Raw genomic sequence first — 23,974 nt, 5'->3', positions numbered from 1 at the left:
GGACCGGAAACATGTTCAAGAAACTTGCAATCGGTGCCGCGTTTGCCTTGGCCCTTACCCCTGCTGCGTCTTTCGCGGCAGGTGGCGGCGAGCAGCATATCGAGGATTTCCACTTCTCGTTCGAAGGGCCGTTTGGCACCTGGGATCAAAACCAGCTGCAGCGCGGTCTTCAGATCTATACCGAGGTCTGCGCGGCCTGCCACGGCCTGCAATATGTACCTCTGCGTGATCTGGAAGCGCTGGGATACTCGGAAGAAGAAGTGATCGCCTATTCGGCAGAGAACTTCGAAGTGTTCGATCCCGAGCTGGATGATTTCCGCGCGGCCATCCCGACCGACCACTTCCCGGCCAACAATGGCGTTGGTGCACCGGACCTGAGCCTGATGGCCAAAGCACGTGCCGGATTCCACGGCCCATACGGTCTGGGGATCAACCAGCTGTTCAAAGGCATGGGTGGTGCGGAATACATCGCCTCACTGCTGGACGGTTATACCGGCGAGGAAAAAGAAGAGGCTGGCACCATTCTCTATGAGAACAAGGCTTTCCCCGGTGGCTGGATTTCAATGGCACCTCCTATGTCGGATGATCAGGTTGAATTCGCCGATGGCCACCCCGCCACGGTCGAAGCCATGTCCGAGGATATTGCGGCCTTCCTGATGTGGACGGCTGAGCCCAAGATGATGGAGCGGAAGTATTCCGGTTTTGTCGGCGTGATCTTCCTGTCGGTTCTGTCCGTGCTGCTGTACCTGGTGAACAAGCGCCTGTGGGCCGGTGTCAAAGGTAAGCGCAAAGACTAAGGTTTTTGCGTCGCTGAAATTGAAAACCCCCGCGCCGGAAGGCTGCGGGGTTTTTTTGTTGCAGGCGATGTGAAGGGGCCAGCCCCTTCTTGGCCTGCGGCCGATTCAACCCCGGGATATTTTTAGCCAGTTGAAGGACGGATCAGGCTTTGAGTTGGCTGCTCGTGTGACCGGTGATCGTGGCGGTGACGATCTGGCCTTCGGGTTGTGGAGTGGTGAATGTTACTTCGGTGAATTGCTCAGTGCGCCCCATATGCGGGTTTTCCATCAGGATGTGATGGGTTTTGCCAAGTTGAGCTGTCAGGTGTTCGGCGACCTGAGCGTCTCCGGCGGCGCGCAGCCGGGCGGCGCGGGCTTTGATGATGGTACCGTTGATTTGCTGTGGGATACGGGCGGCCGGTGTGCCTTCGCGTTTGGAATAGGGAAAGACATGCAGCCAGGTCAGGTCGCAATCCGCAACCAGTTTCAGCGAGTTCTCGAAATGGGCGTCCGTTTCGGTGGGGAAGCCTGCGATTATGTCCGCGCCAAAGGTCATATTAGGGCGCAGCTTGCGGGCCTCTTCGGTGAAGCGGATGGCGTCGTCGCGCAGGTGGCGGCGTTTCATGCGTTTCAGGATCAGGTCGTCGCCATGCTGCAGCGACAGGTGCAAATGCGGCATCAGGCGCGGTTCCGTCGCGATAGCCTGCATAAGGTTTTCATCGACCTCGATCGAGTCGATCGAGCTGATCCGCAGGCGCGGCAGGTCGGGAACCAGCTTGAGGATACGCATCACCAGATCACCTAGCTTCGGCTGAGCAGGCAGGTCGGCGCCCCATGAGGTCAGGTCGACACCTGTAAGCACAACCTCGTTATAGCCCCGGTCCACCAGCCGCTTGATCTGATCCACCACGACGCCCGCAGGGACGCTGCGCGAGTTGCCACGCCCGTATGGAATGATGCAGAAAGTGCAGCGGTGATCACAGCCGTTCTGGACCTGCACATAGGCGCGGGATCGGGTGCCGAAGCCATCGATCAGGTGACCTGCGGTCTCGGTTACGGACATGATGTCATCGACCTGTACCGCTTCGGTCTGACCAATGAAATCGGCGGCCATGCCTTTCCACGTGTCGGGCTGCATCTTCTCGGTATTGCCGATGACCGCGTCGACCTCGTCCATTCGGGCAAAGGTTTCGGGTTCGGTTTGGGCCGCGCAACCGGTCACGATCAGACGCGCATCGGGGTTTTCCCGGCGCAGCTTGCGGATTTCCTGCCGGGCTTTACGCACGGCCTCGGCCGTCACGGCACAGGTGTTCACCACCACGGCGTTCGACAGACCCGCCTGTTGCGACAGTTCTTTCATCGCCTCGGTCTCATAGGCGTTCAGGCGGCAGCCCAGAGTGGTGAACTTGGGCGCGCTCATCCCAGAGCCCCCAGAAACTCAGGGGTCAGCGTGCCCGAGAAGACATGAGCCGTCGGGCCGGTCATCCAAACGCCATCGTCGCGCCAGTCGATCCAGATCGTACCGCCGTCCAGTTCGATCTGCACCTTGCGCCCGGTCAAGCCGCGCCGTGCAGCCGCCACCGCTGTGGCACACGAAGACGAGCCAGAGGCCAGCGTGATGCCCACGCCGCGCTCCCACACGCGCATACGGATGTGATCGGGGCCGATGATCTGCGCCACCTGAACGTTCGTGCGTTCGGGATAAAGCGGGTGATATTCGTAGCGCGATCCGAATTCTTCCAGTGGGATGGCCTCGGCATCGTCCACAAAGAATGTGCAGTGCGGATTGCCCATTCCGGTTGCCGAGGGAACGCCTTCGATAGGCAGTTCCAGCGTATCAACCTCTTCGGCCAGGGGGATCTCGTGCCACTCCAGCTGCGGTGGGCCCATGTTGACCGAGGTCAGCCCGTCGCCCGCGTCGCGCGCATAAAGCGTGCCGCGTTCCGTCGTCAGGGTCAGCTCGGGCTTGCCGGTTTCCTCCATCAGGAAGCGGGCGATGCAGCGCGTGGCATTGCCGCACGCGGCCGAAGTCGACCCGTCCGCGTTGTAGAACACCAGATGCGCATCCGATTCGCCGTTTTCGATGACTGCCAACTGATCAAAGCCGACGCCAAACTGACGGTGCCCGATTCCCTTTGCCAGGGCTGGTGTTAGGTCAATGCTTTGCGCACGCGCATCCACAATGACAAAGTCATTGCCCAGCCCGTGCATCTTCATGAAGGGCAAACCCGAAGTCAGTATTCGTTGCATGGCGGGCATATAAACCTGCCTTTGAAATGAATCCACCCTATCGCGCAGATTCCTGAAAAAAGGGGTTGACCCCCCTGCGTCCCCTGCCTAATTAGGCCGCCTATCGGGTCGCCGAAACGTAAGAAATTACAGGCGGAACGAAGCGTGAAATAAGGACTTGCACCCGATCGGGAAAATGTCTTAGAGAGCGCCACGGATCGAAGGATCCAGACAAAAGAGTGGGCCGTTAGCTCAGTTGGTAGAGCAACTGACTTTTAATCAGTGGGTCGCAGGTTCGAATCCTGCACGGCTCACCACTTTTTTCATTTCTACAATGCTGTGTGTGAGTGATCTCTGGTCTTCTGCCATCGGGGTTTGTCTAACAGAAGCAATGTAACACGGTTTCTGGTGTTGTTGTTCTACGGCCGCATGGCAATGAGCCACATGGTTTGGATCGTTTTGTCATCCAGTTTGTAAGGTTTTCAATGGTCCGGAAAGAGGCGAGGCCCATATCCGCATAGCAAACAGCTTTGAGATTTTGAAAAACATCAAGTTGGGTTACTCAACCGCCACTTCCTGATCCAGAACCATATTTAGAACAAACTCTGTTGCCGGGTCTGTTAGTTCATGATCGGCAATGGCCTTGAACTGTTGGTGCAGTGGTGTCTGTCCCCAATTTCGCGTAGCGAAAGCAATCCGAGCCGCGAGGGTACGATCTCTTTCCAGAACCGTTAATAGGATTGCGATAATCTCACCTCTGAACCTCGGCTGAGACGATCCAGCCTCTGTTAAAGCCCGGACGAACGCCCATTTGTCGTCATCCGTCATTTGATTACCTTGAAGTACCAGATCAATCGATTTGATTGCCAATGCTCCATCTGCCTCTATGCCAGCAAGCGCCCATTCAAATGCGTTTAGGCCCCCGTTATTTAGTGCTTTGATGTATCGCTGACGTACGATTGAGCGGGCATGCGTGTCGCTTTGCAGGCCAAGCAGGCGTATGACGGTGGGCCTGTAGACAAAGCGATCCAGTCTATTGAGCTCTTCCAAGATCTGGTTCGTTGAAACCCTGTCTCCTATCGGGCGCACCAGATCGTACGGTGCTCGACCAATTTCAACCAAGGCAGTGCTGTGTAATACGTGATCAGAGTGCCACAGATAGTCAGAGAAGAACGAAATTCGGTCAGAGCTATCCGTTTCTCCATAAGTCCAAAGCTGACCGACGGAGCGAAGTTTCCCGATAAACTCTTTTCGCTCTGGGGTCATCGTGAATATGCGTTTCCATCCCCTCGAAAAACTGCGCCCGGCTCTGTCTGTGCGCGTTGCTCCATATGTGAAAAGAACCGTATTCGTTGGATCAGAGCGGAATGCGCGCCTCGTTACGCTATCGACCAGAAACGGAATTTCGGGAATTTCTTTTAACCTGTCGTCCGAGCCCTTTAAGACTCGTCTAATTGAGAACTTGAATGGGTTCCCTGACGTGGGGCCAGCCAATACGATGACCTCGGCGGCAAGGACGTGATCAGCAATAGAAGCTTTTGGAAGCTCTACGCACACCGTACAAGCATGCAAAACGCGGGGAGCTGTTAGCCCAACAAAGCAGGTCAGAACGATCAAAAAGCTTCGTATACTTGAACGCATCGTGTTTTCATCTTTTTCAAAAACGACAAACAACAACATCGTTTTATAGAGATTTTTGTGTCCACAGGATAGTCAATGCCGGGAATAGTCTCCTCGCCAATCAACGAGAGCTAAGAAAAGGTTTGATTTCCGCACACTCCAGACTTTGTGTAACCAGTCCCGAACGTCAAAATGTGCAGGCGGGTCGGAACGGGCTTCAATGCTGTTCGAATGGTCACGGTACAAAAGAACTAAGATACGCTTCTACAACGCCTCGGTAGCGGATCTCAGGTCCAAATCCTCCACGGCTCACCACTTTTTCAGAACAAATTACGAAAATGATTTAAGTCTGGTAACTTTCATCCACCACTTTAAACATCCGGTGGGTTTTCCTCGAAACTGAACCTGTCGCGGTGACCAACTAAATGGGTTGAATATCCGGACACTGACAAGGCACAGAAATAGCGCCTCGCCCATCTTTTCCAAACCGAATGTCATTTTTCAAAACGACACTAGGGCTTGCTTACCGCTGATCTTGGGCTTTCTTTTTCCATTTACCCTCTTACAGTTTCCAAACATCGACACATCAAAAGAGGCCTTGGACCGTGGCACGTATCGAAAACCTCTCGGCGCGATTGTTCAATGTTCCGTTGACCGAGGTGCTGGTGGACGCAAAGCACGGCGATCACACGTTTTTCCAGCTGATCACTGTCACGATTCGAACTGATGATGGGGGCGAAGGAGTCGGCTACACCTATACCGGAGGCAAGGGCGGCCATGCCATTCTGGCAATGATTCAAAATGACTTGGCTCCTTTTCTGGTCGGACAGGACGCCGACCGGATAGAAGACCTGTATGACGCCATGCAGTGGCATGTGCACTACGTGGCGCGGGGCGGCATCGCCTCATTTGCGATCTCGGCCGTCGATATTGCGTTGTGGGATCTGCGCGGCAAACGCACCGGCGCACCGCTTTGGCAAATGGCCGGGGGAACAGCGGACCGCTGCAAGGCTTATGCGGGGGGGATCGACCTGAACTTCTCACTCAACAAGTTGTTGCACCAGACCGAAGGGTATCTGTCACGCGGGTTCAACGGGGTGAAGATCAAAGTGGGCCAGCCTGATCTGGCCGATGATCTGGCCCGCGCAAAAGCCGTGCGCGAGATGTTGGGGCCGGATCGGTTCCTTATGGTCGACGCGAATTATTCAATGACAGTGGATCAGGCAATCACCGCCGCCAAGGGTTTTGCCGAGCACGATATCCTGTGGTTCGAAGAACCCACGATTCCCGATAACTACAAAGGCTATGGCCGCATCGCTGACGCCACGAGCGTTCCGCTGGCCATGGGGGAAAACCTGCACACTATCCATGAGTTCGAATACGCCTTTGACGACGCCAAGCTAAGCTTCATCCAACCCGACGCGTCGAATTGCGGCGGCATTACCGGCTGGCTGCGGGTCGCGGCGCTGAGCGCCAAGCACAATATCCCGGTATGCAGCCATGGTATGCAGGAGCTGCACGTCAGTCTTGTGTCCGCGCAACCCAACGCGGGTTGGCTTGAGGTTCATTCCTTTCCCATCGACCAGTACACGACCCGCCCTCTGGTCGTTGAAAACTGTCTGGCGGTGGCCCCGAATACGCCGGGCATCGGGGTCGAATTTGATTGGAACAAGCTGAACGCCGAACATATGGAAGTGCCCGCGTAAGTCACGCGGGCAGAGGTGTACGCGTTACGCAAACACTTCTTTGAACCGGCCCACGCACAAACGGAACCCGTCCTCGAAATTGCCATTGCCGGGGTGATAGACACTTTCGAAGGACACCACGCCGTCATAGCCATCCGAGCGGAGCGCAGCGGCAATCGGGGCGAACAACTCGGCCAGCTGACCCTCGCCCATCCGGCGCACCTCGAGCGTTGCGCGTGGCGTGTCCACCTTGACGTCCTTGATGTGGATATGCCCCAGATAGCCACCGCGCAGCTCGTCATACCCGTCGGGATAGGCCAGTTCATGACACCAGCAGTTGTTGCCGGGGTCCCACAGGACCTTCAGCACATCTTTGGCGTCAAGATCGTCAATCAGCTTGCGCGCGGTGTAGTTCGAGTTGACCAGCGTACCGTTCCCGGTCTCGACAACCAGCGTAACGCCTTCGGCTTTGGCCAGTTCCACGGCAGGCGCGATCAGGGGCGGCATCGTATCCCAGACACCATGGGCCACATTCCATTTCTCGGCCCCGTTTTTGCCCCACAGGATCTGCTCCTTCCTTTGGGTCATGATCCGCACCAGCGGCGCGCCGACGATATGCGCCATGTCGATCACCCGCTTCAGCGCGTCCATATGTTTGACATGCAGCTCGTCTCCGGGCCGGTTCGCGGCTGTCATGCCCGCGAAGATATGGCGCGACAGGCATGAGACGGGTTTGCCCCGATCCCGCAACAGTGCATCAATCTCTGCAATCTCCTGCGGGCTGTGATCGCCTACTTCGGTATCGCCAACGAATTGAAGTTCAGCATAGTCCAGACCGAATTCATCCATGACATCGACCGCATGTTTCAGGTCGCGGGAAATCCCGTCGCAAATAACTCCTAATTTCATGACGGGCCTCCTTTACCGATGCAGTTCGGCGCCGATGATCTCTTCGATCACCTTTGTGCAGATCCAGTTGTCGCCATCGGGGTATTTTGTTTTCCCGGCGTGAAAGATCTGCATCGCGGACGCGGCAGTTTGCATCGGAACCCCAAGCTCTCCGGCCACGGCCAGCGATATGGTCAGGTCCTTGTGCATGGTGGCGATATGGCTGCCGGTGGCGACGAACTTGCGATCAATGATGTTTTCAAGCGCCGTGTTCACCACGCCGCAGCCCGCGCTGGAGGACGCGAACACGTCCAGCAGGGCCTGACCGCTTACACCGGCCTTGGCAGCAAGGGCCGCAGCCTCGAACGTGGCTGAAAAGATCGAGCCGATCAGCGATTGCAGACAGGCTTTGACGGTCTGTCCGTCGCCGGCATGTTCCCCCACCCGGTGAATGGTGCCGGAAACGGCCTGCATCACCTCGGCGTTCTGGTCCAGAACCTCGGGTGCGGCGGCGGCCATCATCGTCAACGTGCCATTCTGCGCGCCGGGAAACCCGCCCGAAACGGGTGTGTCGATCAGGTGAATGCCTGACCCTTCCATGTCCTGCGCAATGCCACGCGCCTCGGCGGGTGTGATCGTGGCCGACAGGATCACGGTTCCGCCCCTGGTCATGTTGGCCACCAGCCCATCCTCGCCCAGAATGACCGCGCGAGCCTGATCGCCGTTCATGACCATGACAAACACACTGGCGGCGTGACGACCCACCTGACCTGCGCTGTCCTTTGCCAACCCGCCCATATCGGAAAACGCGGCCATGCGTGTGTCGCTCAGGTCAAAGCCCGAGGTTTCAAAGCCATTCTTGATCAGGTTCTTGGCCAGCCCGCTGCCCATATCCCCAAGACCGATTACGCCTGCGGTTTTCATTCGGAAACCTCCCGTTTTTCAGCCCTATCGGAGCGGGCTGATGCTGTGAAAAAGATGCGTTACTGCATCGGTTTTCGCGGGGGTTTCACGCGTCTTGCAAAAGACGTCGGGCGCGTCCCAAAGACACCCCGCTGCCCGGTTAGGTGCGATCAGTAAAAGGGGATTACTGCCGTCAGGCAAGCACTTAAATGCAGTGTCAATCAGGTAAAGGCTGCCATCAGACCGCGCAGTTCGGCCAAGCCGCGCATCCGGCCGATCAAAGGGTAACCCGGCGTGCTGTGGCCACCCTGGTCAGACAGCAATTCCTGCCCATGATCAGGGCGCATCGGAATTTGCCAATCGCTTCGGCCTGCTTGTTTTCGACGTTTCTGCTCGGCCATCAATTCCCTCACGGTGCCCGCCATGTCGGTGTCGCCTTCCAGATGCGCGACCTCGTAGAAATCGGGTTTTTCCGCGTCCGATCCTGCAATTCGTTTCGTGTTGCGCAGATGCGCGAAGTGGATTTTGCCGCCATGTCTGCGGACAAATTCCGGCCCGTCGAAACTGGCCGCCACGCCCAGCGATCCGGTGCACAGCGTCGCGCCGTTTGAAGGCAGGTCAACCGCGTCCAGAACGGCGCCGTAATCATCCACGCTGGACATCACGCGCGGTAGCCCGAGCAGAGAAAATGGCGGATCGTCCGGGTGACAGCACAGGCGCAGACCAAGGTCCTGCGCGACCGGGGCGACCTCGGCCAGAAAGTCGACCAGGTTCGCGCGCAACCGGGTGCGGTCGATGTCACGGTAGGTGTCCAGCAGGGCGCGGACATCCTCGACGCTCCACTGGTCATTGGCACCCGGTAGCCCGGCGGTGACATTGTGTTGCAGCCGGGCTTTTGCGGTGTCGGACATTTCGGCGAACCGTTTGGAAGCCGTATGTTGGACGGGTTCGGAATAATCCTCGGACGCGCCGGGGCGTTTCAGGATGTGGATGTCGAAGGTGGCGAAATCGATCAGATCGAACAGCATGGCAGAGCCGCCATGGGGTTGCGGCGCGCGCAGGGCGGTGCGCGTCCAATCGAGGATCGGCATGAAGTTGTAGCACACCACCTCAATCCCGCGAGACGCCAGCGCGCGCAGGCTGGATTTATACGCCTCAAGATGCGCCGCTATGTCCCCAGACTGAGTTTTGATCGCCTCGGAGACGGGCAGGCTTTCGACGACGTCCCATTCAAAGCCAGCCTCGGCCAGCATGGCTTGCCGGTCGGTAATGGCTGGGACGTCCCAAGGCTGACCGGGCGGGATGTGGTGCAAGGCGGTGACGATACCCTGAACGCCCACCTGATGCAGATCGGACAGGGCAATCGGGTCTTCTGGGCCAAACCAGCGCCAGCATTGTTTCATGGCAGCCATCCTTCATAAAGCGGGTGATCGGGTGTGATAGGCAGTGCCACACGCTGCCCACTGCGCGCTGCATGGTAGATCGCGGTGACAAGACTGACCGAGGCCGCACCTTCGGCAAGCGTGACCGCCGTGTTCAGCTGCCCGCGCAGGGCTTTTCCGATCTCTGTGAAAAAACCCTCAAACCCAGCAGGTTCGGTGGGTGCGCGGCCAAGCGCGGTGTCGATGTCTTTCTGCCGGGCGGGGTCGCGGGCCGTGAAGGTCCATTTCGCCTGACCCGGCGCGTAAGGTTCGGTGCCCGAGGTTGCGGTCAGGTGTTCAAACACGATCCGTAGGCGTGTTTCGTCCGTTGCCGCGCCCAGAGTGATGTTGCTGGTGCACAATGAGCCCGATGTCATGGCAAAGCAGATGGCCGCGCAGTCTTCGGTTTCGATCGGGTTGACCCGCGTTGTCACCATCGCCGAAACCGACGCAATGTCGCCCGCGATATGCGTCAGCAGGTCGTGGTTGTGGATCGCATGGCCCAGCACAGCCCCACCGCGCTCACCCTCCCATGTTCCGCGCCAGGGAACGGCATAGTAATCGGCCCCGCGCGACCAGTGCGTCTCGAGCGCGGCGGTCTGGACGGCGCCGGCCAGACCTTCGTTCTGCAAGTGCCGCAGCTGCGACAGGGCCGGACCCCAGCGGTATTGAAAGACCGGGAACACCTGCTTGCCGGTGCTGCGCGCCGTTTCGATGATCTCGTCCACATCCCGCATCGAGGTGGCCAGAGGTTTCTCGCACACCACGTGCTTGCCGGCCTTCAGCGCGGCCAGCGTAATCGGCACATGCAGATGTGGCGGCAGGCAGATATCAATGAGGTCGATGGAGGGGTCATCCAGCGCATCCTCAATCTCGGTCAGCGCCGCGAAATCAGCATCGCCCCTGATCTGTTCAATCCGGGCTGCATCCTTATCGACAACGGCCGCCACGCGGAACCTATCGCCAAGCTGAGACAGCGCTGCCAGATGTTGCGCTCCGATACCCGCGCCGAGGATTGCGACATTGATCATGACGTCTCTGCCATTTCCTGCGCCCGCAGCGCCAGTTCCATGACCGTGAAGCAATGCGCCTGCGTCATCGCGGTTTCGGTGCGGTGTTGGATATCATGGGCCAGACGCGCGAAATACGGCAGGTCAGCGCCTGAGGCGTCGATCTTTTCACACCGCTCACCATTGACCAGAATCAGGTGATCTGTACCGGGTGCGCCGCCTACGTCCACATATTTTCGCAGTTCGATATACCCCTCGGTTCCCAAGATCGTCAGCCGCCCATCACCCCAATTGGGCAGCGCATCGGGCGTGTACCAATCCACCCGGATATAGCCAGTGGCATGGGCGCTGCGCAGGCTCAGCTCTCCGAAATCCTGCAACTCGGGGTCGTCGGGATTGGCATAGTTGGCGACAAATGCGTTGGTGATCTGGGCCGTATCCGACCCAGTATAGTGCAGAAACTGATCAATCTGGTGCGAGGCGATATCAGCCAAAATCCCCCCGTACCGGTCGCGTTTGAAGAACCAGTCCGGTCGGGTGGGTTTGTTCAGGCGGTGCGGGCCCAACCCGATGGTCTGCACGACCCGCCCGATGGCCCCTGCCGAAACCAACTCGCTGGCGCGGGTGCTAACGGCGGTTTCGAACCGTTCCGAGAAATTAACCGACCATATGCGTCCGGTTTCGGCCACGGCCCGTTTGATCTGATCCAACTGTTCGAAGGATGTGCAGCCGGGCTTGTCGCTCATGACGTCCATGCCGTTTTGCATGGCCTTGACCGTCAGCGCCGCGCGGTCTGCCGGAATGGCCGAGACCAGAGCCAGATCGGCACCGCAGCCCAGCGCGTCCTCCAGACGGTCAAACCGGGGGATGTCGGGGAACCGTTTGACATAACCGGGCAGAGTGACGGGGTCTCCCTCCGTCCAATAGCCGACACAGACAACCCCCGCTTTGCGCATGTTTTCAGTCATGCCATAGATATGGCGGTGATCCAGCCCAAGGGCGACGCAGGTCAGGCTCATGCGGATACTCTCGTTTTCAGGCCGGTTTCGCTGGCGATTTGCATCGCATCAATGACCGCATGGGTCAAAAGCGCGCTGCGGCCCGTGGCCATGGGCGGGCGTCCCGTGCGGATCGCCTCGGCAAAATCTTCGATCACCGATTGGTGCCATTCATGGGTAAAGGCCATCGGATCGGCGCCACCCCCGGTCGTTGCCGTTTCGCCAAAGGTTGTCTGAGTTCCATCCATCGTGGTGATCGTCAATACGCCTGCGCCCAGATGCGCCTTGGCGCGGGTGCCTTGGATCGTGATGGTCTCGGCCATGCCCGGAAATGCGGCGGTGGTGGCCATCAAATTGCCGATGGCGCCGCTTTCAGTTTCGAATAAAGCACCGGCCCAATCCTCGGCCTCCAGATCATGCAGAGGCGTCTGCCGCATCATGGCCTGAACCGAGGTGATCGGCCCCAGCAGCCACATTGCCAGATCCAGCGTATGGATCGCCTGCGAGATCATCACACCACCGCCATCGCGCGCATAGGTGCCGCGCCCCGGCGCGTCATAGTAGCTTTGGTCACGCCACCACGGCACACAGATATCGACCGTCGCGATTGAGCCCAGCTCGCCTGCCTCCAAGGCCGCCTTCAGCGCAGCCGAGGCCGCTCGTGCGCGGTGTTGAAACACGATGCCCAGCGGCACCCCGGCAGTTTCGCACAGTTCGACGATCCGGGTGGCGGCTTGTAAATCCCGCTCAACCGGCTTTTCCATGAGAATAGGTTTACCTGCCGCTACAAGGGTTTGCACAAGTGACAAGCGCTGGTCCGGTGGGGTGGCGATGATTGCGAAATCGACGGATGGATCATTGGCGATCTCCTGAACCGATGCATAGGCCCGCGTGCCATGCCGGTTCGCAAATTGCGCGGTTTTTCCAGGGTCGCGCCCCAGAACACCAGCCAGCGTCAAGCCGGGGTCCGATGCGGAGATCGCAGCAACATGGGTGCCCGCAACCATCCCCAAACCAATCAGCGCAATGTTCATTCTTCCCCCCGGTTCCTGGGATCAGTCTGAGGCTTTGTACCCGAAAGATGCAAGCCGTAAAAAATGTGTTAACTGTTCCTTGGGCAAAGCACGGAGGGGAAATTGACAGGCAATTTAAAGGGCATGGCAGAAGACCTGTATCTGGGCATCAAAGACCTGCCCATAGTGTCCCCGCACGGTCATTGCGACCCAAGCTGGTTCGCGCAGGATGCAGCCTTTCCCAACCCGGCCGAGCTGTTGGTGGTGCCCGATCACTATGTGTTCCGCATGCTCTATTCCCAAGGCGTTCCGCTAGAGCAACTGGGGGTGGGCCCTGCGGGACGCGATGCGGATCCGCGTCAGGTGTTTCGCACCTTCGCCGCCCATTGGGACCTGTTTCTGGGCACGCCGTCGCGGATCTGGATCAGGTATGTTCTGCGCGAAACTCTGGGGATTTCTCAAGATCTGTCGCCGGACACCGCCGATGCGATCTATGATCAGATTGCCGACCGTCTGGCGCAGCCCGCGTTCCGGCCAAGGGCGCTGTTCCAGCGGTTCGGGATCGAGGTTCTGGCCACCACGGACTCGGTTCTGGATGATCTGGCCCATCACAAAGCGATCCGCGACAGCGGTTGGAGCGGGCGCGTTGTTCCAACTTTCCGCCCCGACGGGGTTCTGGATGGTGCGGACCCGGATTTCGTCCTGAACCTGACTGCACTGGGCGCGATGACCGGTTGTGATGTCGGCAGCTTCAGCGGCTATCTTGAAGCCCTGCGCCAGCGGCGTGCCGCGTTCATCGAACTGGGTTGCACAGCCACCGACCACGGGATCGAGAAAGTGCAGACCGAATGGCTGGACGATCCCGACCCGATCTATCAAAGGTTGCGGCAGGGCGCAGGCAGTGCCGAGGATGCTCGGCGTTTCTATGGTCATATGCTGATCGAAATGGCGCAGATGTCGGTCGAGGACGGGCTGACCATGCAAATCCACGCGGGCAGCAGACGCAACACCAACCGCGCCGTGATGCACTCTTTTGGGCGCGATAAAGGGGCCGACATTCCCATTGCGATGGATTGGGTGCATGGGCTGGACGCGCTGCTGAACCGTGTTGGCAATTCGCCAAAGCTCCGTATCATCCTGTTCACACTGGACGAGGGCACCTATGCCCGAGAGCTGGCCCCGATGGCGGGTCACTGGCCCTGTCTACGCATTGGCCCGCCGTGGTGGTTCCATGACAGCCCGGCGGGGATCGCACGTTATTTCGATCAGGTGGTGGAAACGGCAGGTTACTTTAATCTGGCCGGGTTCAACGACGACACCCGCGCCTTTCTGTCGATCCCGGCGCGCCACGACATGTGGCGGCGCGGCGTGGCGCTGCATCTGTCCCAGCAAATCGATCGTGGGTATTTCGGGATGGTCGACGCCAAACGGCTGGCGCAACTTTTGACCACTGATCTGGCGCGGCAGGTCTACGGGCTGGAGCTATAGTATGGGGCTGATACTGCATTTCGGCCTCGGCAACTTCGCGCGTGCGCATTTACTGGACTACACCGATCAGGCGCAGGGCTGGGATGTGGCCGGGGTCAGCTTGCGGTCTACAGCGATCCGGGACGGGTTGGCGCGGCAGGGGTTTGACTATGACCTGTGCGTGCAAGGTCAGGGTGTCCGGCGCATCCGGGTTCTGCGCGACGTTCTGGCCCTGCCCGACGACCGAGACGCGATTTTCCAAGCCTTGGCTGAGGCAGATATCATCTCGGCCACGGTGACCGAGAAGGGCTATCATCTGGACAGCGCAGGTCGGTTGCAGTTGGACGATCCGGCCATCGCCTCTGATCTTGCAGGGCAAGGCCCGTCGACCCTGATCGGATTTCTGGCCTTCGGGCTTGCGGGGCGCGATAGCCCGGCAACGGTACTGAGTTGTGACAACCGGGTGGGCAACGGCGACGCCCTGAAAACGGCAGTTGCCGATTTCGCCGCGGCCGCGGGGTTGGATCTGAACTGGGACACGCTGAGCTTTCCAAACGCGATGGTTGACCGGATCACTCCGGCGACCACGGATGAGGTGCGCGCCATCAGCGGCGATCCCATGGCCGTCCCGACCGAAGCGTTCTCGGAATGGGTGATCGAAGACGATTTCGCTGGTCCGCGCCCCGACTGGCCCGGCGTGCAATTCGTCCAGGATGTTGCTCCGCACGAATTGCGCAAATTGCGAATGCTGAACGGTGCGCATTCGCTGCTGGCCTACGCGGGGTTGGGACGTGGGCTAACCTATGTGCATGAGGCGATCCGCGACCCTGTTCTGCGTCCGCTTGTACAGGATTTGATGGCCGATGCCGGAAGAACGCTGCCAGACGAGGTACAGGATCAGGTCCCAAACTATGCCGCCGCCTTGATTGCCCGGTTCGAGAACCCCGAACTCGCCCACCGACTGGATCAGATCGCGATGGATGGCAGCCAGAAACTGCCTTACAGGTTCATCCCCACCCTGCGCGAGACCGGATCAAAAGCGGTTGCCGAAGGGGTGCGGGCGTGGATTGCCTATTGTGTGTCAGAAACCGTCCAAGGACGCGCGCTGAACGATCCCTTGGCGGCAGACATCGCGCGGGCGACCCAGCAGGATGAGCCGGGCAAAGCGCTGTTGCAGATCATAGGGGCGCAAGATGTGTTGCCTGCGGTGAGGGGATAAGGGCCGCTATCGCTTCTCCCGTTTCCAGATGATCAGCCCGGCGCCCATGATCAGCGCAGCCCCCGTCAGCGTGCTGGCGTCCGGCACGGTATCGAAGAACAGATAACCCCAGATCGCCATGTAGATCAGGAAGGAATAGGTAAAGGGCATTAACTGGTTGGCGGTGCCAAAGCGATGCGCGTTTGTCAGCAATTGGTGGCCGCCCCATCCGAAGACGCCCAGTCCGATCAGCACGATCATGCTCCACAGGTTTTCGGGCCGCATCCAGAACCACACCGCAAAGGGCAACAGGACAACTGTTCCAGTGAGGCCCAGATAGAACTGCATCGTATCAACCGACACGACCCCGGACAGCCGCCGGGTCATGATCGAATACAGCGCCAGGGCCGTCGCGTTGTAGACGATCAGTAACATGGTGGGGTGGAACACCGCGCCAAAGGGGCGGACGATCACCAATACGCCAACAAAGCCCAGAAGGATGGCAAACCACCGCCACGGCCCTACGGTTTCCTTCAGGACAAAGACCGACAGGAAACACACAATCACCGGGCTTGAGAACATGATCGCAGACACCGCTGTCAGCGGCAGAAACCGAAGGGCGTAGAAGTTGAACACCGTGGCCGAAATCAGCAGCAGAGCCCGGCTGATCAGTTGCCACGGATGATCGGTATGAAACCGGCTGGGCTGGAAGCCCCCCTTTGCGATGACACCCAGCGAGATCACAAAATGGCCCGCATAGCGCATGAACGCCAGTTGAAAGGCCGGAAATCCGGCGACGGCCAGCCATTTCGCCCCCAAATCGACAAAGGAAAACAGCAGCCACGCCAGAAGCATCAACACGATGCCCAGACGCGGCAAATCTGCGGTCGATCGGGCGGCGACGGCCATCGCCTAGGGTTTGAACCGGTTGACGTAATAGTCGACCATCTGGCTGACCATATCGTCCGCCTGACCAGTGTCGCTCGCATCGTTCAACGCGGCCAAGGTGCCCTGAGACATCACGCTACTGACACCCGCATCGCGCGCCATTTGGTCGTAATACCCGATATCCTTGGCTGCGTTCTTAATCGCAAAGGCCAGTTGGTTCGGGTCCTGATTAACGCCGTAGGCGGTGACGAAATCCATCATCCCCGAATGCAGTGGCCCCGCAGCCATCACATCGTACAACTGCTTGCGATCCACCCCAGCCACATCGGCCATGGCGAAAGCCTCGGCCATGGCATTGGCCACGGTCATGCCGAAGAAGTTGTTGATCAGCTTGATCGTGTGCCCCGAGCCGACGGCTCCAAGGTGGAACACGTTCTCACCCAGATCTTCGAGCACAGGTTTTGCGGTGTCGAAAGCGGCCTGATCCCCCGAGGCCATGATGTTCAGCTTGCCCTCCAGCGCGTGTGAGGGCGTGCGCCCCAGCGGTGCGTCCAGATAGCTGCCCCCGGCGGCAGAAACCTCATCCGCGAGGGTCCGCGTGCTGCCGGGCAGCGAGGTGCCAAAGTCCACCACAATGCCGCCGGGCTTCAAACCCGCAATCACGCCGTTTTCCCCGCGCATCCGCGCCTCGACCTGATCCGAAGTGCCCATGCACAGCATCACGATGTCACTGGCAGCAGCCAGATCTTTTGCGTTTTGTGCCTCAACCGCGCCGCGGGCGATCGCAGCATCCAGATGGGTGCGATCGCGGTTGCCCAGAACCGTGACCGCATAGCCCATGTCCAGCAACCGGTTGACCATGGCCCCGCCCATCAGCCCGAGGCCAATAAATCCAACAGAAGGTTTGCTCATGCGAATTCCTTTCCATCAATTCGTCTTAAGTGTCTCTGCGCCCATCCTTTGTGGGTGCATGTTCAGGCCCGCACCGGCAAGCCCGCACTCTGTTTCGCCAACGCCTCTTCAATCCGGGTGGCGACCGCAAGGGTACGCGCGGCGTCGGCCACATCAATCAGCGGAGCGACCCCGTCCATCACGTCGAGAAAATGATCCAACTGCGCGTCCAGCGGCACGCAGCTTTGGGCCGGTTTGTCGAACTCCACGCGCTCTGACGGGGTGCCCCAATCCTTGCCCTGCCACAGAGTCAGCGACGGGAAACTGATGGCCCCTCTTGTGCCGGTGATCCACATCATGTCCTGATGGGTGGTGCCGATATTGGGATTCTCGCCGATCCCGGCCTCAAACCCCCAGGGGCTGGGCGCGGTATCGGCGAAGCTGATGGTTCCCGTCGCCCCGTTTTCAAATGCAAGCGCCACCGCGCCGCTTTCAATCCTGTCCGTCTCGCGCAGTGAAGCGCCTCGCAAGGCGGCAATCTCGCTAATCTCGCCGATGACAAAGCGTAAAACGTCGATGTCGTGGACAAGATTGATCATCACCGGGCTGCCGCCCGAGGTGCGCCAGTTCTGTTCGAAATAAGCGTCCGGCTTTCGCATCGCCCATAAAAGCGAGACATTGATGACGCGCCCGATGACGCCCTCGGCGATCTTGGCCTTAAGATGTTGAAGGACTTGGTGATAGCGGCGATGGTGGCCGACCAGACTGCGGACCTGAGCCTGTTCAAGGGCACGGGCCAACGCTTGCGCCTCGGCCACGGTGCCAGCAACCGGTTTCTCGATCAGCATGTGCCACCCGCGTGCTGCTGCCGCCATGCCATGCGCGGCGTGCAGATGGGTCGGGGTGGCGATGATGACGCCGTCCACATCGTCCTGAACGTCATCCATACTGGCGAACCGGGTTGCGTCCACACGGATCGACATGTCCGGGTCAGCAAGCCCCACAAGATGACAGCCCGGATGTTGCTTAACGGCTTGGATATGGCGAATGCCGATCAGCCCGCCGCCAACGACGAGGATACGTTTCACTGCGCTGCTCCTGTTGCGCACGGCGTGGAGCCGTTATCTGCCAGAACAGATGTCATGTCCGGTTTCCCTCATGCGCAGAACGGAGAGGTCGAGTCCCACCGATGAATGTCAATATGCGGCTGCGTCGCCAGACGCGCGCGGGCGGCCTCCCAGTTCGAGCGACAGACACGCCAGTCGTGCAATTCGCGGTCAGGGTTGACGCGGGACCGGGCCACGAAATCCGGGAAATGCCCGCGCCCTGTGGGTTGCCCCGTCGCGCTGTAGCGTATGTCGAAGGACCAGCGGAATTGATCCGTGGTGTTGACCAGCGAGGCATGCGGGGTCAGAGGGTGAAACAGGACGATGCCTCCGGCTGTGACCGGCAGGGGGACAGCCGCCGTCTCATCCACAAACCCGTCCGCGATCCCGGTCTGGGTGCGCGCGCAATGGGGCAGGATGTCCTGATCCGGGGTTTTGGCCTGCACTTGCAAACAGCCGTTTTCAACCGTCGCATCGTTCACCGCGATCCAAACAGTGACCATGTCGGTCTGGTCCGCATCCTCCAGCGCAACAGCCCGGTCCTGATGCCAGTCCGTTGCAGTAATATGCGCGCGGATTTCATCATTTGCCAGCTTCCGCGCCGGAGGTTTCAGGCGCACGTGCTGAATGGGGTTGCTGGTCAGTTCCGAGCCGATCAGTTGCTCGACAACGTCCAAAAGCGGTTTGGCGGTCATCATCTCGAACACGGCGGGTCCGATGTGAAAAGGCGTATCGGCCATGATCCGATCGCCGGGCAGAGAAATATCCATGGGCTGGAAATAGTCGCACCCGGCCTCGTAAGCGGCCAGCAGCTTGCCCCAGAAATCCAAACCCTCGGGGCTGGGCACCAGACCTTGCGCGAACCAGTCCGCATAAAGCCCATCCAGCAGGGTCGAGTATTCGTCGATTACCCGGTTCAGAATGTCAGGCGGAATAACGTCTGGCACGACCAGATAGCCATCGGTTTCAAAGCGTGAGATTTGCTCTTGCGTCAGCATGGGTCGATCCTCACAACAGGATTGCGATGATATTGGGCCAGATCAGCAGCACCGAAAGCGCCAGAATCTGGATGCCGATAAAGGGCAGGAAGCCGCGGAAGATATCAGTCAGACTGATATGCGGCGGGGCCACCGATTTCAGATAGAACGCGGCCGGTCCAAAGGGCGGCGACAGGAAGCTGACCTGCATGTTCATACAGAAAACGACGCCGAACCAGATCGCTACGTGATTTGGCTGCAGCTGGCCGATTAGGCCGATCTCTTCGATGGGCAGGCGTAGGACGATGGGCAGGAAGACCGGGATGATCAGCAAGACGATCCCGACCCAGTCCATGAACGCACCCATGAACAGCAGGATCAGCATCATCACCAGAATCACCAGCATCGGTGGCAATTCCTGACCCACGATCAGATCAGCCACATATTGCGGTCCGCCCGCGATGGTATAGGCCCCCGCTAGCGATGCGGCACCAATTGTGACCCAGATGATCGTACCGGTGGATTTCAGAGTGCGCATAAGACTGTCCCAGACCAGCTCGAACGAGCCTTCTCCGCGCAGGATGGCGATGATCAGAACAGCGAACGCGCCCATTCCGGCAGCCTCGGTGATGCCGGTGATGCCGCCGTAGATCGAACCCAGAACCACGCCGATCACAACCATCGGTGCGACCAGCCCTTTGCCCATATGCCAGCCAACGCGCGCGCGCTCTTTGCCGAAGACGAAGAAGATCAGCAGCAGCGCAACAATGGTTATGCCTGCGAACCAGGGCAGGTAATCCGCCGTTCCGAACCGCGCGGGCTCGCCCTGACTGGCGGCATTCGATCCCGACAGTTCGAAGAACGCAGCCCGGATGAACAGAACGGTGGAAAATCCGGCAACGACGATACACATGAACGCGGCGAACAGCTTGCGCTTTTCGGTCGGCTCGGGGTCGTTCGGGTCGGGTTCAGGCAAGGGGGCATCATCGGGTTTCAGCCGGGTGCGGATGATGATGTAGAGGATGATCATCGACGCCAGCATGAAGCCGGGGATGAAGGACGCGGTGAACAGCGACTTGATCGAGGTTTCGGTGATCAGACCATAGATGATCAGCACGATTGACGGGGGGATCATCGTCCCCAACGAGCCCGACGCACAGATCACCCCGATGGCGAGGTTCTGGTTATACCCCAGCCGCAACATCTGCGGCAGGGCGATCAGGCCCAGCAGAACGACCTCACCCCCGATAATCCCCGACATCGCCGCCATGATCACCGCCATGATCGAGGTGACGATGGCAATCCCGCCCCGCGTCCGCGACAACCAGATATTGAGCGAGGAATACATGTCCTTGGCGATCCCCGAGCGTTCCAGCAGAGAGGCCATGAAGATGAACAAGGGCACGGATATGAGCACGTAATCCGTTAAGAGCCCGTATATTTTCTGTGCCAGAATATAGAGCGGCCCCGTCCCCGGCCTGCCGGTCAGCAGCCCGTCGCCAAAGGAAAATGGGTTGAGCAGCAGGTTGGGCTCGAATTTCAGCACCAATACAAGAACCGCCAGCGAGGCCGAGGCCAGACCCAGCGGCATCCCGATGGCCAGCAAGACGATAAGTGCGACCATCAGGATCAGTGAGATTGTTCCAATATCCATCAGTCTTGCCCCACTGCTTTTTTCAGCATTTCAATCTCTTCTTCATCAGGTTCGTCAGTGTGAATCTCGGGTTCCTTGTTCCAATCCGAGATCAGGTTCACGACCGCCTGAAACGCCACCAGCGTAATGACGATCAGCACCATCGGTTGCAGGGTCGCCGGGATCGGCGGGTTGAAAGCCGAGCCGAACAGCTCCCATTTATACAACTTGTTGACGAAGACCTGTTTGTAGCTGCCATAGACAAGGAAGAAGGCGAACAGGACGATCAGAACGGTCGAAATCGTGTCGAACACCCGTTGCAGCCATCGTGGCACGGCGTCGTATAGCAGGAAAATGCGGATGTGGCTGCGTTGCTGCATCCCGTAGTAGCCAGACATCAGGAAGACGAAGCTGGCGAACCACAGGGTCATCTCGTTGGCCCATTCGGTGGGTTTTTCCAGAATGTAACGCAGGAAGACCTCGTAAAGCATCACAATGGTCATGATGGCGATCATCATCATGGTGACGCGCCCAATGAACAGGGCAAATCGGTCGATGGCGCTGAGCCCGCCATACTCCATTGCAGCCGGGCGCACGGTTCGGGCACCGATCACCGCAAGTATCGGTGTCAGGATCAGCGCGAGCATGTCAAAAATGTCGATATGTCCGCCGAAGATGCCAGCGGCATTTGGCGTGATGTCGGCGCGCAGGTAAATCTCCTGCACCTGAGATTTCAGGGATTCCGAAGTGTAGGGCAGCCAATCCAGCAGAAAGGCAGGCAGGTGCCAGACCAGCCAACTGGCCGTTCCGACAAATGCCAAGGGTATCAGCCATTCAATAATTCCACCCGTGGATTTCTGCATTTCCTGCCCCCTGTCGTTATGTCTTGGCCCGGAAGTGATCTATGAAGTCGTGGTCGGGCTCGACGCCGATGCCCGGCCCGGTCGGAACCGCGACACGGCCTGCGTTAGCTTTGACCTGACCCTGAATGTCCAAAGGAACGGTCAGCAGATCGTCCCGGAATTTGTTGTCCGTGGTGTCAAACTCCAGCATCGGCTCCCACGGGTGCAGGCCGCCCGGCATCGGCGGCATTGCTGCCAGCAGATGCAGGTTCGTGGATACGGCAATTGCGCTGCCCCAGACGTGATTGACGACCGGAGTGAAATGGGCGTGGCACAAGGCCAGAATCCGCAGATACTCGGATACGCCACCCAAGGCGCAAACCTCGGGCTGGGCGATATCCAAGCCACGGCTTTCCAGCAGAGTGCGCCACGACCACCGATTGAACACCGCTTCGCCCCCAGCGATGTTGGTTTTCAGCCCTTTGCGCAACTCGCGGTATCCATCGGTATCCTCGGGCGCGACAGGCTCTTCGAACCAATAGGCTCCAAGCTCGTCCAGAGCGCGTCCCACATAGAACGCATCCGACGTGGTATAGGCATGGTTGGCATCGACCATGAACCGGAAATCGTCGCCGACACCGCGCCGCACGGCCTGACATAGCTTGACGTCTGGTTCGGGGCCAAAGCCGGTTTTCATCTTGGTGGCGACAAAGCCCATCTCTTTGATCGCGGCGGCCTCGTCCGTAAAGCGGCGCGCCAGATCATCGACGGGTTCATCGCGCAGCATCATACCGTAGCCATAACAGGGGACCGAGTTGCGATGCGCCCCACCAATCAGCTTGTGCAGCGGCAGGCCCGCCACTTTGCCAGCGATATCCCAAAGAGCGATATCCACACCCGAAAGGGCCTGAAGGGGCATGCCACCCTGCCCATGATCTCGCAGAAGGTTGTAGACCTTGTGCCAGATCACGTCGCGGTCCATCGGATCCGATCCCAGCACCATGGGCTGGATCACCTGTTCGACAATGGTTTTGTTGGCAAGAGCGACCGTACCGGGGCCGAAACACTCGCCCCATCCGGTAACGCCTTCGTCGGTCTGAACTTCGACCAGATGCGCGCTGCGCTTGTCGTAATATTGCTGCGAATAGCCCAAAACCTCGGGCATGTCGTAGCGCAGGACGTGACTAATGATCTTGGTGATTTTCATTCGACATACGTCCCTGAGAAAGGTCCGGAAAGGCCACGGATCGCAGCCTTTCCGAAGGATCGTCTCAGCATGACGCCGATTATTTCATCGCACCCATGTCTTTCAGGAACGCAATGTGGCTTTCCAGCAGCGCCTTGGCTTCGGGCGTGGTGGCGAACTCGGTCCAGCCAACCTGAACGGCATCGCGGTAAGCGGCCAGATCTTCCGGGGTCCATTCATACAGCTGGATACCCTGGGCGCGCAGGTCTTTGGCGGTTTGCGCGTTCTGCACCTCGTTGATCGTGGCGTTGTGCAGGGCCAGGCTGTCCATCGCGACCTCGATGATCTTGCGATGATGCGCGGGCATGGATTCCCAGACATCCTTGCGGCAGGCCAGGTGATCCGCTGGCATCGAGTGGAAGCCCGGGAAGTTGGTGTGACCCGCGATCTCATACAGACCCAGACCCACGTTGTTGGTCAGGTTCGCCGCGTCGGCACCGTCGATGATGCCGGTTTCCAGCGCCGTGAAGATCTCGTTAAAGTCCATCACGATGGGCGAGGCACCCAGCTCGGCGAACACTTTCGTGGCCAGACCCGGAGGCGAACGGAATTTCCAATCCTTGAAGTCTTCGACCGTTGCGATCGGTTTGGTCGAGGACAGCGATTCCGGTCCCGGAATCCACCAGCCGACGAATTCCATGTCATAGCCGTTATACAGCTCGTTCAGCGCATCGCGGCCACCGCCATGCAGCAGCCATGCCATCTGCTGATAGGGGTTCTGATAGCCACCCAGCAGATCGCCTGCGAATTGGAATGCGGGGTTCTTACCGGTCTGATAGCCGCCACCCGTCATATCGCAATCCAGAATGCCCGTTGCGGCGGCGTCGAATGTTTCGACCGATTTGACGACGGACGAGGAATAGAACATCTCGACCTCGATCTCACCGTTGGACATTTCGGTGATGTCCTCGATGAACTTGGCCGCCATTTTGCCCGACAGCTGTTCCGGCGAGAAATGGGTTTGAATGCGCAGTTTTGTGGTTTCGGCAGCGGCGAATGTCGCGGCCATGGTCGTGGCTACGGCCACAGCGGCCGCGGTCGTCAATAATTTCATATTGTCCTCCCAGACGTTGAGCGTGGCGTGCTGAAGGTTTCTAAGCCCTCTCTTGAACGACGCTGCCTGACGTTAGGACGCCGAATCGCATGCGACAAGTAAAATGTGAAATTGAGCGTAATTTCGAGA

Annotated in this window: 21 protein-coding genes and 1 tRNA gene; 5 read left to right on the top strand and 17 right to left on the bottom strand. The window is 59.0% G+C overall.

Features of this window, described 5'->3' with window-relative positions:
• Positions 1–11: 11 nt before the first annotated feature.
• Complete coding sequence (locus ACR0DB_RS19360) at positions 12–797, top strand: cytochrome c1 (protein WP_480503561.1); 786 nt, start codon at positions 12–14, stop codon at positions 795–797.
• 142 nt (positions 798–939) lie between these two features.
• On the opposite strand, the gene mtaB is transcribed toward ACR0DB_RS19360, so the two are convergent.
• A complete protein-coding gene (gene mtaB, locus ACR0DB_RS19355) occupies positions 940–2,196 on the bottom strand; it encodes a tRNA (N(6)-L-threonylcarbamoyladenosine(37)-C(2))-methylthiotransferase MtaB (protein WP_480552556.1) in 1,257 nt (418 codons plus the stop codon).
• Entirely contained in the window at positions 2,193–3,035 is an 843-nt protein-coding gene (dapF, locus tag ACR0DB_RS19350) for a diaminopimelate epimerase (RefSeq protein ID WP_170355728.1), read from the bottom strand. Before dapF ends, mtaB begins: the two co-directional genes overlap by 4 nt.
• Before the next feature lie 211 nt (positions 3,036–3,246).
• Here dapF and ACR0DB_RS19345 point away from each other — a divergent pair.
• Positions 3,247–3,322 (top strand) — tRNA-Lys (locus tag ACR0DB_RS19345).
• Between the two features lie 241 nt (positions 3,323–3,563).
• On the opposite strand, the gene ACR0DB_RS19340 is transcribed toward ACR0DB_RS19345, so the two are convergent.
• Positions 3,564–4,679 (bottom strand): hypothetical protein, encoded by a 1,116-nt coding sequence (locus ACR0DB_RS19340; RefSeq protein WP_480552555.1) that lies wholly within the window; start codon positions 4,677–4,679, stop codon positions 3,564–3,566.
• Between the two features lie 551 nt (positions 4,680–5,230).
• Here ACR0DB_RS19340 and ACR0DB_RS19335 point away from each other — a divergent pair.
• A complete protein-coding gene (locus ACR0DB_RS19335) occupies positions 5,231–6,331 on the top strand; it encodes a mandelate racemase/muconate lactonizing enzyme family protein (RefSeq protein ID WP_480552554.1) in 1,101 nt (366 codons plus the stop codon).
• Between the two features lie 24 nt (positions 6,332–6,355).
• Here ACR0DB_RS19335 and ACR0DB_RS19330 read toward each other — a convergent pair whose 3' ends face one another.
• The 6 genes from ACR0DB_RS19330 to ACR0DB_RS19305 form a co-directional block, all read right to left on the bottom strand.
• Positions 6,356–7,219: a sugar phosphate isomerase/epimerase family protein gene (locus ACR0DB_RS19330; RefSeq protein WP_480552553.1), complete on the bottom strand. Its 864-nt coding sequence runs from the start codon at positions 7,217–7,219 to the stop codon at positions 6,356–6,358.
• A 12-nt stretch (positions 7,220–7,231) separates the two neighbouring features.
• Positions 7,232–8,122 carry an NAD(P)-dependent oxidoreductase gene (locus ACR0DB_RS19325; RefSeq protein WP_480552552.1) on the bottom strand — a complete coding sequence of 297 codons (891 nt, stop codon included), beginning with the start codon at positions 8,120–8,122 and terminating at the stop codon, positions 7,232–7,234.
• Positions 8,123–8,322: 200 nt separating this feature from the next.
• Positions 8,323–9,504 (bottom strand): mannonate dehydratase, encoded by a 1,182-nt coding sequence (gene uxuA / locus ACR0DB_RS19320; RefSeq protein ID WP_480552551.1) that lies wholly within the window; start codon positions 9,502–9,504, stop codon positions 8,323–8,325.
• Positions 9,501–10,553 (bottom strand): Gfo/Idh/MocA family protein, encoded by a 1,053-nt coding sequence (locus ACR0DB_RS19315; RefSeq protein ID WP_480552550.1) that lies wholly within the window; start codon positions 10,551–10,553, stop codon positions 9,501–9,503. Before ACR0DB_RS19315 ends, uxuA begins: the two co-directional genes overlap by 4 nt.
• Positions 10,550–11,551, bottom strand: a complete 1,002-nt coding sequence (locus tag ACR0DB_RS19310) for a Gfo/Idh/MocA family protein (protein ID WP_480552549.1) — start codon at positions 11,549–11,551, stop codon at positions 10,550–10,552. Before ACR0DB_RS19310 ends, ACR0DB_RS19315 begins: the two co-directional genes overlap by 4 nt.
• Positions 11,548–12,564, bottom strand: a complete 1,017-nt coding sequence (locus ACR0DB_RS19305) for a Gfo/Idh/MocA family protein (RefSeq protein WP_480552548.1) — start codon at positions 12,562–12,564, stop codon at positions 11,548–11,550. The genes ACR0DB_RS19310 and ACR0DB_RS19305 overlap by 4 nt, the downstream gene beginning before the upstream one ends.
• Positions 12,565–12,687: 123 nt before the next feature.
• Between ACR0DB_RS19305 and uxaC the strand changes: the two genes are divergently transcribed.
• Both uxaC and ACR0DB_RS19295 read left to right on the top strand, forming a co-directional pair.
• Entirely contained in the window at positions 12,688–14,031 is a 1,344-nt protein-coding gene (uxaC, locus tag ACR0DB_RS19300) for a glucuronate isomerase (protein WP_480552603.1), read from the top strand.
• Position 14,032: 1 nt separating this feature from the next.
• A complete protein-coding gene (locus tag ACR0DB_RS19295; RefSeq protein WP_480552547.1) occupies positions 14,033–15,229 on the top strand; it encodes a mannitol dehydrogenase family protein in 1,197 nt (398 codons plus the stop codon).
• A gap of 6 nt (positions 15,230–15,235) precedes the next feature.
• Here ACR0DB_RS19295 and ACR0DB_RS19290 read toward each other — a convergent pair whose 3' ends face one another.
• The 8 genes from ACR0DB_RS19290 to ACR0DB_RS19255 all read right to left on the bottom strand — a co-directional run bounded on the left by ACR0DB_RS19290 (position 15,236) and on the right by ACR0DB_RS19255 (position 23,845).
• Entirely contained in the window at positions 15,236–16,117 is an 882-nt protein-coding gene (locus ACR0DB_RS19290; protein ID WP_480552546.1) for a DMT family transporter, read from the bottom strand.
• 3 nt (positions 16,118–16,120) lie between these two features.
• Positions 16,121–17,008 carry an NAD(P)-dependent oxidoreductase gene (locus tag ACR0DB_RS19285; RefSeq protein WP_480552545.1) on the bottom strand — a complete coding sequence of 296 codons (888 nt, stop codon included), beginning with the start codon at positions 17,006–17,008 and terminating at the stop codon, positions 16,121–16,123.
• Between the two features lie 62 nt (positions 17,009–17,070).
• Entirely contained in the window at positions 17,071–18,075 is a 1,005-nt protein-coding gene (locus tag ACR0DB_RS19280) for a Gfo/Idh/MocA family protein (protein ID WP_480552544.1), read from the bottom strand.
• 68 nt (positions 18,076–18,143) lie between these two features.
• On the bottom strand, positions 18,144–19,091 hold the full coding sequence (locus tag ACR0DB_RS19275; protein ID WP_480552543.1) for a phytanoyl-CoA dioxygenase family protein: 948 nt from the start codon (positions 19,089–19,091) through the stop codon (positions 18,144–18,146).
• A 10-nt stretch (positions 19,092–19,101) separates the two neighbouring features.
• Positions 19,102–20,724, bottom strand: a complete 1,623-nt coding sequence (locus ACR0DB_RS19270) for a TRAP transporter large permease (RefSeq protein ID WP_170791532.1) — start codon at positions 20,722–20,724, stop codon at positions 19,102–19,104.
• Positions 20,724–21,566 carry a TRAP transporter small permease subunit gene (locus tag ACR0DB_RS19265; protein WP_237215826.1) on the bottom strand — a complete coding sequence of 281 codons (843 nt, stop codon included), beginning with the start codon at positions 21,564–21,566 and terminating at the stop codon, positions 20,724–20,726. The genes ACR0DB_RS19270 and ACR0DB_RS19265 overlap by 1 nt, the downstream gene beginning before the upstream one ends.
• A gap of 16 nt (positions 21,567–21,582) precedes the next feature.
• Complete coding sequence (locus ACR0DB_RS19260) at positions 21,583–22,752, bottom strand: mandelate racemase/muconate lactonizing enzyme family protein (protein ID WP_480552542.1); 1,170 nt, start codon at positions 22,750–22,752, stop codon at positions 21,583–21,585.
• Positions 22,753–22,831: 79 nt separating this feature from the next.
• Positions 22,832–23,845 carry a TRAP transporter substrate-binding protein gene (locus ACR0DB_RS19255; protein WP_170770814.1) on the bottom strand — a complete coding sequence of 338 codons (1,014 nt, stop codon included), beginning with the start codon at positions 23,843–23,845 and terminating at the stop codon, positions 22,832–22,834.
• Positions 23,846–23,974: the final 129 nt, after the last annotated feature.

The organism is Ruegeria sp. AB6, from assembly GCF_056542685.1.
Note: the sequence above shows the minus strand (reverse complement) of the source record. Positions and strands in the feature narration are given on the sequence as shown.

What these genes read in the sequence shown, in the direction of transcription:
- ACR0DB_RS19285 (WP_480552545.1), bottom strand. Translation starts at nt 17,008, where the DNA reads ATGAGCAAACCTTCTGTTGGATTTATTGGCCTCGGGCTGATGGGCGGG.
- ACR0DB_RS19330 (WP_480552553.1), bottom strand. Translation starts at nt 7,219, where the DNA reads ATGAAATTAGGAGTTATTTGCGACGGGATTTCCCGCGACCTGAAACAT.
- ACR0DB_RS19270 (WP_170791532.1), bottom strand. Translation starts at nt 20,724, where the DNA reads ATGGATATTGGAACAATCTCACTGATCCTGATGGTCGCACTTATCGTC.
- dapF (WP_170355728.1), bottom strand. Translation starts at nt 3,035, where the DNA reads ATGCCCGCCATGCAACGAATACTGACTTCGGGTTTGCCCTTCATGAAG.
- uxaC (WP_480552603.1), top strand. Translation starts at nt 12,688, where the DNA reads ATGGCAGAAGACCTGTATCTGGGCATCAAAGACCTGCCCATAGTGTCC.
- ACR0DB_RS19325 (WP_480552552.1), bottom strand. Translation starts at nt 8,122, where the DNA reads ATGAAAACCGCAGGCGTAATCGGTCTTGGGGATATGGGCAGCGGGCTG.
- ACR0DB_RS19290 (WP_480552546.1), bottom strand. Translation starts at nt 16,117, where the DNA reads ATGGCCGTCGCCGCCCGATCGACCGCAGATTTGCCGCGTCTGGGCATC.
- ACR0DB_RS19260 (WP_480552542.1), bottom strand. Translation starts at nt 22,752, where the DNA reads ATGAAAATCACCAAGATCATTAGTCACGTCCTGCGCTACGACATGCCC.
- uxuA (WP_480552551.1), bottom strand. Translation starts at nt 9,504, where the DNA reads ATGAAACAATGCTGGCGCTGGTTTGGCCCAGAAGACCCGATTGCCCTG.
- ACR0DB_RS19315 (WP_480552550.1), bottom strand. Translation starts at nt 10,553, where the DNA reads ATGATCAATGTCGCAATCCTCGGCGCGGGTATCGGAGCGCAACATCTG.
- ACR0DB_RS19295 (WP_480552547.1), top strand. Translation starts at nt 14,033, where the DNA reads ATGGGGCTGATACTGCATTTCGGCCTCGGCAACTTCGCGCGTGCGCAT.
- ACR0DB_RS19310 (WP_480552549.1), bottom strand. Translation starts at nt 11,551, where the DNA reads ATGAGCCTGACCTGCGTCGCCCTTGGGCTGGATCACCGCCATATCTAT.
- ACR0DB_RS19265 (WP_237215826.1), bottom strand. Translation starts at nt 21,566, where the DNA reads ATGCAGAAATCCACGGGTGGAATTATTGAATGGCTGATACCCTTGGCA.
- ACR0DB_RS19360 (WP_480503561.1), top strand. Translation starts at nt 12, where the DNA reads ATGTTCAAGAAACTTGCAATCGGTGCCGCGTTTGCCTTGGCCCTTACC.
- ACR0DB_RS19255 (WP_170770814.1), bottom strand. Translation starts at nt 23,845, where the DNA reads ATGAAATTATTGACGACCGCGGCCGCTGTGGCCGTAGCCACGACCATG.
- ACR0DB_RS19305 (WP_480552548.1), bottom strand. Translation starts at nt 12,564, where the DNA reads ATGAACATTGCGCTGATTGGTTTGGGGATGGTTGCGGGCACCCATGTT.
- mtaB (WP_480552556.1), bottom strand. Translation starts at nt 2,196, where the DNA reads ATGAGCGCGCCCAAGTTCACCACTCTGGGCTGCCGCCTGAACGCCTAT.
- ACR0DB_RS19275 (WP_480552543.1), bottom strand. Translation starts at nt 19,091, where the DNA reads ATGCTGACGCAAGAGCAAATCTCACGCTTTGAAACCGATGGCTATCTG.